Origin of the sequence: Clostridium sp. J1101437_171009_A5, from assembly GCF_015547905.1 — a bacterium.
GTDB classification, from domain to species: Bacteria; Bacillota; Clostridia; order Oscillospirales; family Oscillospiraceae; genus Pseudoflavonifractor_A; species Pseudoflavonifractor_A gallinarum.
The window spans coordinates 172,145-187,020 of the sequence record NZ_JADMVY010000006.1; the positions used below are offsets into that span (position 1 = coordinate 172,145).

The following is a 14,876-nucleotide window of genomic DNA, read 5'->3' on the forward strand; positions in this document are numbered from 1 at the left end:
TGATCTTCCATTTCCGGGCAAAAAGAAAGAGGGGACACTTCCCCTCTCCTCTTTTCAGGCTATTTACTTCGCCTCGGCCACAGCCTCGGTCTTGCCGAACTCATGGCCGTTGTAGCTCAGGCAGGACTTGCACATCCGATGCGGGAGCCGGAACGCACCGCACTTGGGGCAGGTGGTGATGCCGGGGGTCTCCAGCTTCCAAACGGAGCTACGGCGCTTGTTACGGCGCTGCTTGGACACTTTACTCTTAGGGACTGCCATTTATGACACCTCCTTAGGTCAATGCCCTGGCCGGGCAATATTTCTCAGTCATCAGACTCTTTATCCAACAGCTGTGCGAGGACAGCAAAACGTGGATCAACTTCAGCCCTGCACTGGCAGGGGCCGTCGTTCAGATTGGCGCCGCACTTGGGGCACAGCCCCTTGCACTCCTCCGAACAGACGTGCTTGGGTTCCATTGCGAGGACCAGATCGGTGGTGAAGACCTCTTCCAGGTCCAGCTCTCCGCCGTCCAGCAGCAGGATGTCGTCGTTCTCCTCATCCTCCAGCGTCTCGGCCAGCAGGTGCTCCACCGGGAGGACCAGTTCCTCCGAGAAGGGCTTGAGGCAGCGGTCACAGACCACTTCCAGCGTGGTATGGGCCTCCCCCTCCAGCACCAGAGCCCCGGCCTGATTGCGGACCTGGCCGGAGACCTCCACCGGATGGGCGAAGGGCTTGCTTCCGAAAAAGTCCAGCTCAGAGAGCTCCAATTGGAAGGAGAAGGGCACGCTGGCGCCCGGCTGATGGATGATGTCGCGGAGATTCAGTCGCATGGCACACCTCTCACAATGTCACAGCAGACATTATAACGAATACTACGGATATTGTCAAATACTTTTTCGCAAAAAATCCGTATTTTTTCATAGGACGGTAAGCTGTACTACTTTACGCCCGCCGTCCCGTATATCATAGCACATTCTTTTGGGAGAATGCAACCCCCAAAGGTGTACGAAGAACCTTTGCGCTCAGGGGGATTTTATGCTATACTCGTACCAATTGCAAGACCACCGGGCCCCTCTCCGGCCCGCTACTGTGAGGATCACCTATGAAAGAGTTTACCATCGGCAAGAATGACGCGGGTCAGCGGCTGGACCGCTGGCTGGCCAAGACCCTTCCCCTCCTCCCCGCTCCCCTGGCCCAGAAGTACATCCGCCTCAAGCGGGTGAAGGTCAACGGAAAGGGCTCCAAGCGGGATGTCCGTCTCCAGGTGGGGGATCTCCTTCAACTATATATCAATGACGAGTTCTTTGACGCCCCCACGCCGGAGAATGCCTTTCTCTCGGTGTTCAAGCCCCATCTGGACCTGGTCTATGAGGACGAAAACCTTCTTCTGGTCAACAAGCGTCCCGGCCTGGTGGTCCACCCGGATGAGCATGAGCGGGTCAACACCCTCATCACCCACATCCAGGCCTACCTTTATCAAAAGAAGGAGTGGAGCCCCTATTGGGAAAACTCCTTCGCCCCCGCCCTGTGCAACCGCATCGACCGGAACACCGGCGGCATCGTCATTGCCGCCAAAAACGCCGAGACCCTGCGCATCATGAACCAGAAGATCAAGGACCGGGAGCTCTCCAAGTACTATCTGGCCATTATCCATGGCAGGATGAACCCGCCCAGCGGCAAGCTGGAGGGATTTATCCTCAAGGACGAGAGCAAGAAGCAGGTCCGGGTCTTTGACCACCCCATCCCGGGCGGAAAAACGGCCGCCACGGTCTACAAGACGTTAAAGGTGAAGGGAGGGCTCTCCCTGGTGGAGTGCGACCTGCTCACCGGACGGACCCATCAGATCCGCGCCCAGTTCGCCGCCGCGGGCCATCCCCTCCTGGGCGACGGCAAATACGGCCGGGAGCGGGACAACAAGCAGTACGGGCGCTCCTTCCAGGCCCTCTACTCCTACCGGCTCTCCTTTGACTTCACCACCGACGGGGGGCTTCTGGAGTATCTCAACGGCCGCTCCTTCCAGGTGGAGCACGTGGACTTTGTGGACGAGTACTTTGGAGACAAGTGAACACACTTTATCCATTCTGTTCCACCAGCTTCCGCCCCAGGTAAAGACTCTGAAAAAAATGTCGATTCATATTGACATTTCCCACAGAAACAGATATAGTTGTCTCGACACAAAGGGGCGTACCCATTCGCCGGATGGGTACGCCTCTATTTCGACTGAAATGGGGGAGGATACATGGCTAAGGAGCTGATCCGCCTGTCCGACTGCTTTGTCCAGTTTGACGACGACATCATCTTGGATCACATCAATCTCTACATCAATGACAAAGAATTTTTGACACTGCTGGGTCCCAGCGGCTGCGGCAAAACGACGACCCTGCGCCTCATCGGCGGGTTTTTGAAACCCACTTCCGGAGAGGTGCTTTTTGACGGTGCCAAAATCAATGATGTGCCCCCCCACAAGCGGGCGGTCAACACGGTGTTCCAGAAGTACGCCCTCTTCCCGCACCTGAACGTCTTTGAAAATATCGCGTTCGGCCTGCGCATCCCCAAGACCGAATCGGACGGAAAGAAGCAGCGGAAGATCAAGCTGTCCGAGGAAGAGATCCAGCGCCGTGTCATGGAGATGCTCGAGGTGGTCAACCTCAAGGGATTCGAGAAACGCTCCATTGCCTCCCTTTCCGGCGGCCAGCAGCAGCGCGTTTCCATCGCCCGCGCCCTGGTCAACCAGCCCAAGGTCCTCCTCCTGGACGAGCCTCTGGGCGCCCTGGACCTGCGCCTGCGCAAGGACATGCAGAACGAGCTCAAGCGCATCCAGCAGCAGATGGGCATCACCTTTATCTATGTCACCCACGATCAGGAAGAGGCTCTCGCCATGTCCGACACCGTGGTGGTCATGGACGGCGGCAAGATCCAGCAGATCGGCACCCCCGAGGACATCTATAACGAGCCCAAAAACGCCTTTGTGGCCGACTTCATCGGCGAGTCCAACATCATCGACGGCATCATGCGCGCCGACGGCGTGGTGGAGATCTTCAACCGGAAGTTCCAGTGCCTGGACAAGGGCTTTGCAAAGGACGAGCCGGTGGATGTGGTCATCCGCCCCGAGGACATCGACATCGTCCCCGAGAGCGAGGGCCAGCTCCGCGGCACCGTGACCAACGTGACCTTCAAGGGCGTCCACTACGACATCATCGTGGATTTTTACGGATTCAAGTGGCTCATCCAGACCACCGATTTCTGCCCGGTGGGCGCCGTGATCGGAATCAAGATCGATCCCGACGGCATCCATGTCATGAAGAAGAGTCAGTACTCCGGCATGTTCGGCGATTACAGCTCTTACAGTGAGGAGTACGAGGAGATCAGCGACGCGGACTATGATCCTGACGCCGAGGAGGAGCAGGAGGAAGGCGATGAAGAATAGGCTCTCCCTTCTGGCCGGCCCCTATGTGGTGTGGATGGCCCTCTTCGTGGTCTCCCCCATTTTCCTGGTGGTCATTTATGCCTTCTCCAGCGCGGGAGGCGGCTTTACCCTGGATAACTTCGCCAAGATGAGCACCTACTGGGTGGTCTTCGTCCGCTCCTTCGAGCTGGCGCTCATCGCCACCTTTATCTGCCTGCTCATCGGCTACCCCCTGGCCTACATCATGGCCAAGGAGGGCCCCGGCTTTCAGCGGATCGCCATGGTCCTCATCATGCTCCCCATGTGGATGAACTTCCTGCTGCGCACCTACGCCTGGATGTCCATCCTGGAGAATACGGGTCTCCTCAATCAGTTCTTCCAGGCGGTGGGCATCATCGATCTGGGCAATCTGATCAACGGCTGGCTCAACAATCTTTGTGCCGGGCTCAACGACCTTCTGGGTCTCTCCCTCAACACCGCCCGGGACACCAACATGGAATACTTCAAGATGATCAACACCTCCGGGGCGGTGGTGCTGGGCATGGTGTACAACTATCTGCCCTTCATGGTCCTCCCCATCTACTCGGTCATCATGAAGCTGGACCACTCCCTGCTGGAGGCCGCCCGGGACCTAGGCGCCAGCACTGGCCGGGTCTTCCGGAAGGTCATCTTCCCCCTCAGCCTGCCCGGCGTGCTCTCCGGCATCACGATGGTGTTCGTACCCTCGGTGTCCACCTTTGCCATCTCCCGCCTGCTGGGCGGCGGCAACGAGCTGCTGCTGGGCGACCTCATCGAGCGGCAGTTCCTGGGTTCCGCCTACAACGCCCAGCTGGGCTCCGCCATCTCCCTGGTCATGATGCTGGTGGTACTGATCTGTATGTATGTGATGAATCGCTTCGGTGAGGGCGAGGAACAGGCGGTGATGCTATGAAACAGCGCAGCTCCATCCTGGACCGCCTGTTCATGGGCCTGGTCTTCTTCTTCCTGTACGCCCCCATCTTCCTGCTCATCATCTTCTCCTTCAACGACTCCAAGAGCCGGACTGTGTGGCAGGGCTTCACCCTGGACTGGTACGTGGAGCTCTTTCAGGACAGCGCCATCATGAGCTCCATCTACACCACCCTGCTGGTCTCGGTGATCGCCACGGTGGTGGCCACGGTGGCCGGCACCTTTGCCGCCATCGGCTTCTACAACATGCGCCGGCGCTGGCGCAACCCCCTCATCACCATCAACAACATCCCCATGATGAGTGCGGAGATCGTGATGGGCGTGTCCCTGTGCCTCTTCTTCGTGGCCGCCTTCGGCCTCTTCGGTACGGCGGCCCAGTGGCTCAACAACACCCTGGGCACCAACCTCCCCACCCGGTATTATCTGGGCTTCCCCACCCTGCTGATTGCCCACATCACCTTCAATACCCCCTATGTGGTGCTGGCGGTGATGCCCAAGCTCCAGCAGATGGACAAGCACCTGGTGGAGGCCGCTCAGGACCTGGGTTGCACCTGGCGCCAGGCCTTCTGGAAGGTCATTATCCCCGAGATCAAGCCCGGCATCGTCAACGGTATGCTCATCGCCTTTACCATGAGCGTGGATGACTTTGTCATCAGCTACTTCACGGCCGGCTCCTCGACTTCCACCCTGGCCATGACCATCTACGGCATGACCAAAAAGCGCATCAGCCCCAAGATCAACGCCGTGTCCACCCTGCTCTTTGTGACCGTGCTGATCCTGCTGGTGATCGTCAATGTGCGCGAGGCGCACCAGGCCAAGGCCAAGAATGCCGCCCGGTCCTGATTTCCCCGTTCTCCCGGCCGCGGTATGGCCCTGAGATAAATCTACCCACACTGGAGGAATGATCAATTGAAAAAGAAGCTTGCCTTGACGCTGACCCTCACTGTAACCACCGCCCTGCTGGCCGGATGCTCCGGCGGCGGGAACTCCGCAGACGCCCGGGTGGTCAATGTGTGCGGCTGGGGCGAGAATATCGAGCCCGAACTGATCGACCAGTTCGAAGAAGAGACCGGTATCAAGGTCAACTATCAGACCGCTGAGAGCAACGAGGCCATGTACGCCCTCATCAAGAACGGCGGCGCCAACTATGACGTCATCGTTCCCTCGGACTACATGATCTCCCAGATGATCGAAGAGGATATGCTGGCCGAACTCAACTTCGACAACATTCCCAACTTCTCTCTCGTGGATGACCGGTTCAAGAATCTGAGTTATGACCCGGAGAACAAGTACACCGTCCCCTACACCTGGGGCACTCTGGGTATTATCTATAACTCTGATGTGGTGAAAGAGGACGTGACCAGCTGGGACATCATGTTTGATCCCGCCTATGCCGGTCAGACCGCGATGATCAACAATCCCCGGGACGCTCTGGGCATCGCGCTGATGAAGCTGGGCTACTCCATCAACACCACGGATGAGAACGAGATCCGGGAGGCCTATCAGCTCATCGCCGATGCCAAGAACAACGGCGTGTACCAGGGCTTCTTCATGGACGAGATCTATGACAAGATGGAGGGCGGCGAGACCTCCGTGTGCACCTACTACGCCGGCGACTATCTGGTCATGTATGAGAACAACCCCAGCCTGCGCTGGGCCGTGCCCGAGAATGGCTCCAACTGGTTTGTGGACGCCATGTGCGTGCTGAAGGACGCCGAGCACAAGGAGGAGGCCGAGGCCTGGATCAACTTCATCACCTCCACCGAGGCCTCTCTGGCGAACATGGACTTCATCTGGTACGCCACCCCCAACAAGGAGGCGCTGGAGCAGTATCCCGCCTACTATGAGGAGCAGAACGGCGAGCCTCTGGACCCCGCCCTGTACGAGGTCATGGCCGCGCCCCAGGAGATCCTGGACAAGTGTGAGTCCTACCTGGGCCTCCCCGAAGAGACCCGCACCCTGTATAACGACCTGTGGAATGAGCTGGGCATCTGATCGCTCTCTCCTTCCCGCTGAAAGCCGCCGTCTCCCGTTTGCGGGAGACGGCGGCTTTTTCTTTCCTCGCGCCTTGCAAAGGGTGGCGAAACCGTGTACAATATTTGGTAATAATAAGAGGAGTGTGATGTTTTATGTCGCTTCAAATCGGCTGTAAGGGCCGTGCCGAGACCGTTGTCACCATGGAGAACACCGCCGCCGCCGTGGGCAGCGGCCTCCTCCCCGTCTTTGCCACTCCCTCCATGGTGGCGCTGATGGAAAATGCCGCGGTCAACGCCTGTGAGGGCGGCCTGGAAGAGGGCCAGGGCAGCGTGGGGACCTGCCTGAACATTACCCATGACGCCGCCACCCCCATCGGCCAGAAGGTCTACGCCGAGGCCGAGCTCACCGCGATCGACGGCCGGAAGCTCACCTTTTCCGTCCGCGCCTATGACGAGGCAGGCCCCATCGGCGGCGGGACCCATGAGCGGTTCCTCATCATGAATGAGCGCTTTCTCGCCAAGGCCCAGAGCCGGGGAGGGAACTGACCATGTCCATTCAGCAGTGCCGCGCGTTCTTCCGCACCCTTGGCCGGGAGGAGGACATTCTGGAATTTGACGTCTCCAGTGCCACGGTGGAGCTGGCCGCCCAGGCGGTGGGCGTGGCGCCCGCCCGGATCGCCAAGACCCTCTCCTTCCTGGTGGACGGCAAGTGCGTGCTCCTGGTCTGTGCCGGTGACGCCAAGGTGGATAACACCAAGTTCAAAGCCCAGTTCCACACCAAGGCCAAAATGCTCACCCCGGAGCAGGTGGAGGCCTTCACCGGCCACGCAGTGGGCGGCGTGTGCCCCTTCGGCATCACCAACCCCGATGTCACCACGTACCTGGACCGCTCCCTCCAGCGGTTTGAGACGGTCTATCCCGCCGCGGGCAGCGCCAATTCCGCCATCCAGCTGACCTGCGAGGAGATGGCCGAGTACGCCCACAGCGCGGGCTGGGTGGATCTGTGCAAAAATTGGGAGGGCGCTCCCACCGAGTGAGCGCGGAGTATCTTCCCTTTTGACACATACTAACCGCAACCCCTTCGCTGGTTTTACGGATGCATGAAAGGATGTCGTACCATGGTTGATACGCTGAAACGGGCCAGAGTCAGTTTTCTCCTGGCCTCCGTCCTCTATGTGATCCTCGGTCTGGTCCTTTTGATCTGGCCGGGTGTGGGCGGCGTGGCCCTGTGCCGCCTTCTGGGCGCTGCCTTGCTCCTCTACGGGCTGGTGACCATTGTCGGGTTCCTCCTCCGGGACCGGGAGATGGGCGGCTTCCGTCTGGAGCTCCTCTTCGGCATCATCGCCGCCGCCACCGGACTCTTCTTTCTTCTCCAGCCGCTGGCCGTCTTTTCCATCCTCTCCATGGTCATGGGCGTGTATGTGATCATTGACAGTCTGGTGGCCCTGAACCGGGTCCGCGCCCTCTACCGGATGGAATATCCCTACTGGTGGGTCTCTCTCCTGCTGACGATCCTGGGCGTCGTCCTGGGTGCGGTCCTCCTGTGGCGGCCCTTTGTGGCGGCGGAGGCGGTGGCCATGCTCATCGGCGCCGTGTTCCTCTTCCTGGGCCTTGCCGATCTGTGGTCCATCTGGAAGCTCTCCCGGCTGACGAAGGCCCTGCGGGAGACCCTCCCCATCGAAGTGGACCCCATTGATCTGGAGTAAGCTATCCCCTATCCCCCACAAAAAAATCACCCCGAATCCGGCGCGTCTGCCCGGGTTCGGGGTGATTTGTTCTGCTATGACAGTTTCTCCGGCGGGGCGTAGAAGCTCACCTGTCCGCGCCCGGCGCGCTTGGACTGATAGAGGGCCTGATCCGCCTTGCGCAGCAGATCGTCAAACTCCTGGCCGTCTTTCGGGTAGAAGGCCACGCCGATGCTGCAGCTGATCTCCAGCGGCTCCCGCGCGCAGGCGATTTGAAGGTGCTGGCGGCAGAGCTGCTTGAGCTTTTCCCGGACAAAGGTGGGATCTCCCATATTTTTCATTACCACCAGGAACTCATCCCCGCCAAACCGGGACACGATGTCGTCCGGCCGGAACAGGCGGCGGATGCTCTGCCCGAAGGCGGTGAGGATCTGGTCTCCCGCCTCATGCCCCATGGTGTCGTTGAGGCTCTTGAAGTGATCGATGTCCATAAAGGCCACGGTCAGCGGCGTGTGGGTGTTCTTCCCCTCCAGCAGCAGCTCCTCAAAGAGGATATGGGCGCCCGCCCGGTTGTAGAGCTGGGTCAGGGCGTCCGTATTGGCCCGCTTCTGCCACTCGGTGGCCTCCCGCTTGATGCGGTTGATGTTGGTCAGCTTCCCCACATAGCCCAGCTCCCGCGTCCGGTCCCGGTGGTCCAGAATCACATGGAGGACCAGGTGGAACCAGGGCCGCGTCCCGTCCGGCAGGGGCAGGCGCAGGTCCATCTCCATCTCCGGCACCGCCCAGGTCAGCCGGTTCCGGCACCGGATCAGGGCCTCATACTCCTCCGGGTAGAAGGTACGGGCCGAGGGGCGGTATTTGCTGTACTCGCTGATGTAAGCGGGCACCTGGAAGACACGGCAGAATTTTTCGCTGAACTCCATGGAGTCGAAGAGCTGATTGTAGGTAAAGACCATGTCCTCGGAGAGCTCGGCAATGATGCGGTACTTCTCCTGCTCCAGCAGGAAGAGGGTCTGGGCCTCGCTGCGCTGGGCGCTCTCCTTCTCCTCCTGTACAGGGCTTGCCGCAGCGGGCTCCGCCGGGGCGGCCACACGGGCCTTGGGGCGCTCCTCCGGCGGCTCCTCGGCCGCCTCCCCGCTCACCTCCGCGATCAGCCGGACGGCCACCCGGCGCAGGGAGGCCAGGATCTTGGGGTTGAAGGCGCCGCACTTCCCCTTCCAGGATCATCCGGACGGCCTCCTCCGCGGCATAGGCCGGCTTATAGACCCGCCGGCTCACCAGCGCCTCGTAGACGTCCGCAATGGACACCGCCTGGACCCAGATGGGGATCTCCTCCCCCTTGAGTCCGTCCGGATAGCCCTCGCCGTCCCACCGCTCATGGTGGTGCCGGCAGATCTCATAAAAATACCGCTGCACCCGCTCACCCTGGGGGAAGGTGATGTGCCGCACCAGCTCCCCGCCGTAGATCGTGTGGGCCTTCATGTGCTCAAACTCGTCCGCCGTCAGCCGTCCGTCCTTGGTCAGGATGTTTTCGGGCACGGCGATCTTGCCGATGTCGTGCATGATGGAGAGCTCGGATATGGCATCCGTCTGCTCCTGGGTCAGTCCATACTCGGGATAGTGCTCCATCACATCCAGAAGCAGCAGCCGGGTGACCTGCCGGATGCGGCGGACATGAAAGCCCGAGTCGCAGTTGCGAAACTCAATGGCCGCGCTCAGGGCCTCCATGATGGATTTGTTGGTCTGGCGCAGCCGCTCCTCCTGCTCCCGGATGCGGGCGGTCTGCTCCAGCACCACGCGCTCCAGCTCAAACCGGTGGCGATAGAGCTCCACCATATTGGCCACCCGGCGCTTGACCACCTCGGGCTTGAGGGGACGGACCAGAATATCCGCCACACCCAGCTCATAGCCCCGGGCCATGGTCTCGTCCGACTCCTCCTCGGTCACCAGGAAGACCGGGATATTGTTCAGCCAGCCCTTACTCTGCATGATCTGCAGTACATCCAGCCCATCGATCCCGGGCATTCCCTCATCCAGGAGAATGGCTGCCAGCTGTGTAAAATAGGTCTCTGTCATCTGGAGGGCTTCGTTTCCATCGGCGGCCTCAATGACCTCATATGCTGAAGCAAGTACCTTACGCAGTGCCACACGATGCTCCGCACAGTCATCCACCAGCAGAACCGTTGTTCTCTCCCGCAACTCACTCACGCCCTTTTCTTCCATCCGGCAAACCGGATCTATGGAAAGGTAAGAATATCCATTTGTTTTATTGTATCTTACTTTTCCTCGTTAGACAAGAAGAAACTGCCCATTTGACCTCTTTCGATGAAAAAAGACTTCCTCTCCGCGGAGAGGAAGTCTTTTTAAGCGTGTCGAAAAAGTTCGACACGCTTCTCAAAAATGCAGGCATTTTTTCGAGGGGAGGCAGCCCGCTGCGCGCACTCGCTGGCGCTCGCACACTTGCGGTCTGAGAAGTGTGTTTTCCGACGTGCGCGCCGCCGGAAAACACGATTTCAACCTTCTTTCGCCGCGCAAAAAGACGAGGACCTCTTGGCAAGAACCTTCTTCGACCGCCTGTTGACAATTGACTAGGCTGTCATTCCCAGACCTGCATCCCTTCATCCAGCACGCTGCGCCGGTGGAAGAGGGCAAAATCCGGCGCCGCCTCGGGGCACTCGCTGCGGATGGCGGACACGATGAGCTCCGGGTTGAGGCCCGGGTTCTGGGCCCGGAGGATCAGGTCCAGCGTCACGCTGTCCCGGCGCTCCTCCACAGTGGCCTTGTGAATCAGGGGGATGAGGTCCACCTCGGTAAAGCCGCTCTTGGCCTTCTTGGAGCGCTTGCGCACCACCAGGCTCTCCCGGGAGAGGAGCTCCTGAATGGCGGTGTCCGCGCCGAAGGGGGCCCCTGCCTCATACTCCAGCGTCACGATATAGTTGACATAGGCCAGCTCCTTTACGGCCCGCTGGGCCTCGTAGCAGCGCTTGACCTCGATTCCCGCGGGCAGGACGGCGTTCATCCGCTCGGGGACCCGCTCCAGGTCGGGATTTTCTCCCAGAATCTGGCACTCCAGTACCTCGCACACGCTGGAGTAGCCCACCGACAGGGGCAGCGGGATGGACACGAACGCGTGGGGATGGAATCCCTCCGTATGCTTGATGGGAATATCCGCCCGGAGGAAGGCCCGCTGGAAGGTGCGCATCAGGTCCAGATGGGAGATAAATTTGGCTGTATCCAATTTGGAAAAGGCCAGTCTATGGGTCGTCATAGGCCGATCCACTCCTTTATTCCGAAATTAACACTCGGCGTCGCACACGCCTCCGGGGTAGAGCTTGTCCGCGCCGCAGCCGGTGCACTGCTTCCGGCAGTCGGGGGTGATGACCCCGCGGTAGGCCTGCTCCCGCTCCCGCCAGAGGAAGCGGCTGCTCACTCCCACCGAGGTGGTGCTCCAGGGCAGGAGCTCGTCCTTGTCCCGGACACGGTTTGCATAGAAGGCCGGGTCGATGCCGCACTCGGCAAAGGCCTCCATCCAGCGGTCGTAGTTGAAATACTCGTCCCAGGTGTCGAACTTTGCGCCCTTGCGCCATACCGTCTCCAGCAGATCGGCCAGACGGCGGTCGCCCCGGGCCAGCACCGCCTCCAGCACGCTGGTCTCCGGGTCGTGCCAGTGGTAGGCGATGGAGCGTCCCCGCATGTGATCCCGCAGGAGCTTGACCCGGCGCTCATACTCCTCCCGGCTGATCTGGGCCTCCCACTGGAAGGCCGTATGGGGCTTGGGCACAAAGAACGCGGTGGAGACCGTGATCTTCACGCCCCGGCTCCGGTTGGGGGTGACCTCCCGCCAGGTGTGGTAGACCTTTTCCGCCAGGTCGGCGATGCCCAGCACATCCTCATCGGTCTCGGTGGGCAGACCCAGCATGAAGTAGAGCTTTACGGTGGACCAGCCCCCCGCAAAGGCCGTGCGGCAGAAGTTGAGGATGTCCTCCTCGGTGACGTTCTTGTTGATGACGTCCCGCAGGCGCTGGGTGCCCGCCTCGGGCGCGAAGGTCAGGCCGGTCTTGCGGCCGTGCTGGAGCCGCTCCATCAGATTCCAGGAGAAGTTGTCCGCCCGCAGGGAGGGCAGGGACAGGCTCACCCCGTTGGGATCGCACCACTCCTGAAGGCCGTCGCACAGGTCCAGCAGGCGGCGGTAATCGCTGGTGGAGAGAGACGAGAGGGTCATCTCCTGATAGCCCGAGTTCTTGCAGGACTCGATCCCCTGCTGCACCAGAAGGGCGGGGTCCTTGGCGCGCACCGGGCGGTAGGCGTATCCCGCCTGGCAGAAGCGGCAGCCCCGGATGCAGCCCCGGAAGACCTCCAGCATGACCCGGTCGTGCACGATCTCGGTGGAGGGCACGATGGTCTTGGTGGGGAAATAGGAGCGGTTCAGGTCCTGCACGATCCGCTTGGTCACGGTGGCAGGGGCCCCCTTGGTGGGGGTGATGGACTTGACCGTGCCGTCCTCGTTGTATTCCACCTCATAGAGGGAGGGGACATAGAGACCGGGGATCTGGGCGGCAGCCACCAGCAGCTCCTCCTTGGTCCAGCACTCCTCCCGGGCCTTCCGGTAGAGCTCGATGAGCTCCACCGTCACATCCTCGCCCTCGCCCAGGGAGAAGATGTCGATAAAGGGAGCCAGCGGCTCGGCGTTGAAGGCGCAGGTGCCCCCGGCGATGATGAGGGGGGCGAACTCATCCCGGTCGGCGCTGCGCAGGGGCAGCCCGGCCAGGTCCAGCATGTTGAGCACATTGGTGTAGGCCATCTCATAGCCCAGGGAGAAGCCGATGATGTCAAAGTCGGCAATGGAGTCTCCGCTCTCCAGTCCGTAGAGAGGGATGCCCTCCCGGCGCATCTCCTCCTCCATATCCCCCCAGGGGGCAAAGACCCGCTCGCACCAGACACCCTTCATCTCGTTCATCACGCCGTAGAGAATGCGCACGCCCAGGTTGGACATGCCGATCTCATAGGTATCCGGGAAGCAGAGGGCCACACGGGTATCCACCTGATCCCGATCCTTGACCACCGCATTATATTCTCCGCCCGTATAGCGCGCAGGCTTCTGCACGCGGGGCAGGATATGCTCCAAAGTACGATTCATAGCCGAACTACCGTCGCTTTCTTTTCCCAAAGTTGTTTCCTATACAGAGTAGCTTCTTATTTTACCTTCTTTTTTGTACTATTGCAACCCTATTCCCTTAAAAAGCGGCAAAAATCGCGGCAGCACCCGCTAACAGCACCAGTCCAATGGCATTCGCTGCCAAAAAGAAGCGCATATACCGGCCCAGCTCGGCCCCCGGCGTGCGCAGATACAGCCGCATGGAGATCAGGCTGGCCAGGGAGGCCACCGGTGTGCCCAGTCCGCCGATGTCGGTGCCGATCAGCAGCCCCCGCCAGTCCTGGGTAAACCCGGAGAAGAGCACGGCCGCCGGCACATTGCTGATGATCTGGCTGGCCAGACCGGAGACCAGGGCGGTGTTCCCCTCCAGCGCGGCGGTGAGGACCGCGCGCAGCTGGGGATTGGCCCCGATGTTCCCGGCAAAGATGAAAAAGCACACAAAGGTCAGCAGCAGGCCGTAGTCCACCCGGGGCAGCAGGTCCCGTCCGGCCAGCAGCAGGCTCACCAGGACCACCGCCAGCAGCACGGGAGCCGGGATCACATGGAACACACACAGCAGGCACAGCGCAAAGAGCACGCACAGCAGCACCAGCCGCCCCCGCTTGCGCAGGGTCACCCGCTCGGGGAAGGTGACCTGGATGGTCTCCTGCTTGCCCCAGAAGAGGCACGCCGCCGCCAGCGCCAGGCCGCTGACCGCGGTCAGGGGGCCCACCACGCCGAAGAACTCACCCGCCCCCAGCTGGAACTGATTATACAGGTAGAGATTCTGGGGATTGCCCACGGGCGTCGCCATGCTGCCCAGGTTGGCCGCCAGGGTCTGGAGCACCACCACGGGGATCAGGCGCTCCAGCCGCCCCACCCGCTCCAGCACCAGAATGGCGAAGGGCACAAAGGCGATGAGGGCCACGTCGTTGGTCACCAGCATGGAGACAAAAAAGGGCATCAGGACCAGCAGCAGCGTGAGGGTGCGCATCCGGTGGCGGCCGGAGAGCAGACGCTGGGCCAGCACCTCAAAGACCCCGCAGTCCTGGAATCCCGCCACCACCGCCATCAGTCCGAACAGCAGGATCAAAACCCGGGTGTCGATATAGCCCAGATAGGCCGCGGACGGTGGCGTAAGGACCATGGACAGCACCGCACAGGCCGCCGAGATGGCCAGCACCGGCTCCCGCTTGACCCACAGACGCAATCTTTGCAACATGTTTCTCTCTCCTCTTCTCGTTCCAGATACGCACATACGGAAAGCCACCCCGAAGGATGGCTTTCCGTGGAATCATGCATCATGTACGTTTAGTTTAGCGCATCTGCCTGGGATGGTCAACCCTCAATCAGCCCGCCGTTTCGAAAATCCTCGGCCACATCTCCCATATGGAGGTAGGACAGCCCCAGCCGGTTGCACACCCGCACCAGGTGCTCCACCGCCTGACACTCGGTGGACAGCCACTGGATCACCGGCACCCCTTCTCCCTCGATCCCGTACATCGCGGGGATCCTGCTCTGGTCTGCAACCACACGGTAATTGACACAACATGTTTCCATCATAAATCCTCTTTCCTATTTCTTTTTTCGCGGCCTGAGCGCAGGCCGCTCTCTCCATGTCCACGAACTGCTTCTTGTAATTTTCCTCTATCCGTTTTCTGTTTCACACGGTATAATATGCTTGTGACCCGGCCGGTCTCCTGGACCTGCGCTGCCGCCATACCGATGTATGGAGAGAACCGATT

General features: G+C 60.5%; 16 protein-coding genes. 8 read left to right on the forward strand and 8 right to left on the reverse strand.

Annotated elements, in window-relative coordinates:
* Positions 1-63: 63 nt before the first annotated feature.
* Positions 64-261: a 50S ribosomal protein L32 gene (gene rpmF, locus I2C21_RS10245; protein WP_101692939.1), complete on the reverse strand. Its 198-nt coding sequence runs from the start codon at positions 259-261 to the stop codon at positions 64-66.
* A gap of 44 nt (positions 262-305) precedes the next feature.
* Entirely contained in the window at positions 306-812 is a 507-nt protein-coding gene (locus I2C21_RS10250) for a YceD family protein (protein ID WP_101692938.1), read from the reverse strand.
* Between the two features lie 272 nt (positions 813-1,084).
* On the opposite strand from I2C21_RS10250, the gene I2C21_RS10255 reads away from it, so the two are divergent.
* The 8 genes from I2C21_RS10255 (at position 1,085) to I2C21_RS10290 (ending at position 8,018) form a co-directional block, all read left to right on the forward strand.
* A complete protein-coding gene (locus I2C21_RS10255; RefSeq protein ID WP_101692937.1) occupies positions 1,085-2,047 on the forward strand; it encodes an RluA family pseudouridine synthase in 963 nt (320 codons plus the stop codon).
* Positions 2,048-2,221: 174 nt separating this feature from the next.
* Entirely contained in the window at positions 2,222-3,409 is a 1,188-nt protein-coding gene (locus tag I2C21_RS10260; RefSeq protein WP_101692936.1) for an ABC transporter ATP-binding protein, read from the forward strand.
* Positions 3,399-4,319 carry an ABC transporter permease gene (locus tag I2C21_RS10265; protein ID WP_195279218.1) on the forward strand — a complete coding sequence of 307 codons (921 nt, stop codon included), beginning with the start codon at positions 3,399-3,401 and terminating at the stop codon, positions 4,317-4,319. Before I2C21_RS10260 ends, I2C21_RS10265 begins: the two co-directional genes overlap by 11 nt.
* Positions 4,316-5,179: an ABC transporter permease gene (locus I2C21_RS10270; RefSeq protein WP_101692934.1), complete on the forward strand. Its 864-nt coding sequence runs from the start codon at positions 4,316-4,318 to the stop codon at positions 5,177-5,179. The genes I2C21_RS10265 and I2C21_RS10270 overlap by 4 nt, the downstream gene beginning before the upstream one ends.
* A 66-nt stretch (positions 5,180-5,245) precedes the next feature.
* A complete protein-coding gene (locus I2C21_RS10275; protein WP_195279219.1) occupies positions 5,246-6,331 on the forward strand; it encodes an ABC transporter substrate-binding protein in 1,086 nt (361 codons plus the stop codon).
* A 134-nt stretch (positions 6,332-6,465) separates the two neighbouring features.
* A complete protein-coding gene (locus tag I2C21_RS10280; protein ID WP_101692932.1) occupies positions 6,466-6,858 on the forward strand; it encodes a thioesterase family protein in 393 nt (130 codons plus the stop codon).
* A gap of 2 nt (positions 6,859-6,860) precedes the next feature.
* Positions 6,861-7,349, forward strand: a complete 489-nt coding sequence (locus tag I2C21_RS10285) for a YbaK/EbsC family protein (RefSeq protein ID WP_195279220.1) — start codon at positions 6,861-6,863, stop codon at positions 7,347-7,349.
* Between the two features lie 81 nt (positions 7,350-7,430).
* Positions 7,431-8,018 (forward strand): HdeD family acid-resistance protein, encoded by a 588-nt coding sequence (locus tag I2C21_RS10290; RefSeq protein WP_101692930.1) that lies wholly within the window; start codon positions 7,431-7,433, stop codon positions 8,016-8,018.
* A 74-nt stretch (positions 8,019-8,092) separates the two neighbouring features.
* Here the strand turns inward: I2C21_RS10290 and I2C21_RS17605 are convergent, their stop codons facing one another.
* From I2C21_RS17605 to I2C21_RS10315, 6 genes are all read right to left on the reverse strand, one after another.
* Positions 8,093-8,920: a GGDEF domain-containing protein gene (locus tag I2C21_RS17605; RefSeq protein WP_353654799.1), complete on the reverse strand. Its 828-nt coding sequence runs from the start codon at positions 8,918-8,920 to the stop codon at positions 8,093-8,095.
* Entirely contained in the window at positions 8,814-10,205 is a 1,392-nt protein-coding gene (locus I2C21_RS10295; protein WP_195279221.1) for an HD-GYP domain-containing protein, read from the reverse strand. Before I2C21_RS10295 ends, I2C21_RS17605 begins: the two co-directional genes overlap by 107 nt.
* A gap of 388 nt (positions 10,206-10,593) precedes the next feature.
* The gene (locus I2C21_RS10300; protein ID WP_101692928.1) at positions 10,594-11,265 is read right to left on the reverse strand and encodes a TIGR03936 family radical SAM-associated protein; all 672 of its coding nucleotides are present in this window, start codon (positions 11,263-11,265) and stop codon (positions 10,594-10,596) included.
* A gap of 27 nt (positions 11,266-11,292) precedes the next feature.
* Positions 11,293-13,134 carry a TIGR03960 family B12-binding radical SAM protein gene (locus tag I2C21_RS10305; protein ID WP_101692927.1) on the reverse strand — a complete coding sequence of 614 codons (1,842 nt, stop codon included), beginning with the start codon at positions 13,132-13,134 and terminating at the stop codon, positions 11,293-11,295.
* 97 nt (positions 13,135-13,231) lie between these two features.
* Complete coding sequence (locus I2C21_RS10310; RefSeq protein ID WP_195279222.1) at positions 13,232-14,353, reverse strand: SLC13 family permease; 1,122 nt, start codon at positions 14,351-14,353, stop codon at positions 13,232-13,234.
* Between the two features lie 116 nt (positions 14,354-14,469).
* Entirely contained in the window at positions 14,470-14,694 is a 225-nt protein-coding gene (locus tag I2C21_RS10315; RefSeq protein ID WP_193538433.1) for a hypothetical protein, read from the reverse strand.
* Positions 14,695-14,876 lie beyond the last annotated feature (182 nt).

Excerpts from the sequence above, each read along its gene's own strand:
- rpmF (WP_101692939.1), bottom strand. The coding sequence starts at position 261 with ATGGCAGTCCCTAAGAGTAAAGTGTCCAAGCAGCGCCGTAACAAGCGC.
- I2C21_RS10250 (WP_101692938.1), bottom strand. The coding sequence starts at position 812 with ATGCGACTGAATCTCCGCGACATCATCCATCAGCCGGGCGCCAGCGTG.
- I2C21_RS10255 (WP_101692937.1), top strand. The coding sequence starts at position 1,085 with ATGAAAGAGTTTACCATCGGCAAGAATGACGCGGGTCAGCGGCTGGAC.
- I2C21_RS10260 (WP_101692936.1), top strand. The coding sequence starts at position 2,222 with ATGGCTAAGGAGCTGATCCGCCTGTCCGACTGCTTTGTCCAGTTTGAC.
- I2C21_RS10265 (WP_195279218.1), top strand. The coding sequence starts at position 3,399 with ATGAAGAATAGGCTCTCCCTTCTGGCCGGCCCCTATGTGGTGTGGATG.
- I2C21_RS10270 (WP_101692934.1), top strand. The coding sequence starts at position 4,316 with ATGAAACAGCGCAGCTCCATCCTGGACCGCCTGTTCATGGGCCTGGTC.
- I2C21_RS10280 (WP_101692932.1), top strand. The coding sequence starts at position 6,466 with ATGTCGCTTCAAATCGGCTGTAAGGGCCGTGCCGAGACCGTTGTCACC.
- I2C21_RS10285 (WP_195279220.1), top strand. The coding sequence starts at position 6,861 with ATGTCCATTCAGCAGTGCCGCGCGTTCTTCCGCACCCTTGGCCGGGAG.
- I2C21_RS10290 (WP_101692930.1), top strand. The coding sequence starts at position 7,431 with ATGGTTGATACGCTGAAACGGGCCAGAGTCAGTTTTCTCCTGGCCTCC.
- I2C21_RS17605 (WP_353654799.1), bottom strand. The coding sequence starts at position 8,920 with ATGGAGTTCAGCGAAAAATTCTGCCGTGTCTTCCAGGTGCCCGCTTAC.
- I2C21_RS10300 (WP_101692928.1), bottom strand. The coding sequence starts at position 11,265 with ATGACGACCCATAGACTGGCCTTTTCCAAATTGGATACAGCCAAATTT.
- I2C21_RS10305 (WP_101692927.1), bottom strand. The coding sequence starts at position 13,134 with ATGAATCGTACTTTGGAGCATATCCTGCCCCGCGTGCAGAAGCCTGCG.
- I2C21_RS10310 (WP_195279222.1), bottom strand. The coding sequence starts at position 14,353 with ATGTTGCAAAGATTGCGTCTGTGGGTCAAGCGGGAGCCGGTGCTGGCC.
- I2C21_RS10315 (WP_193538433.1), bottom strand. The coding sequence starts at position 14,694 with ATGATGGAAACATGTTGTGTCAATTACCGTGTGGTTGCAGACCAGAGC.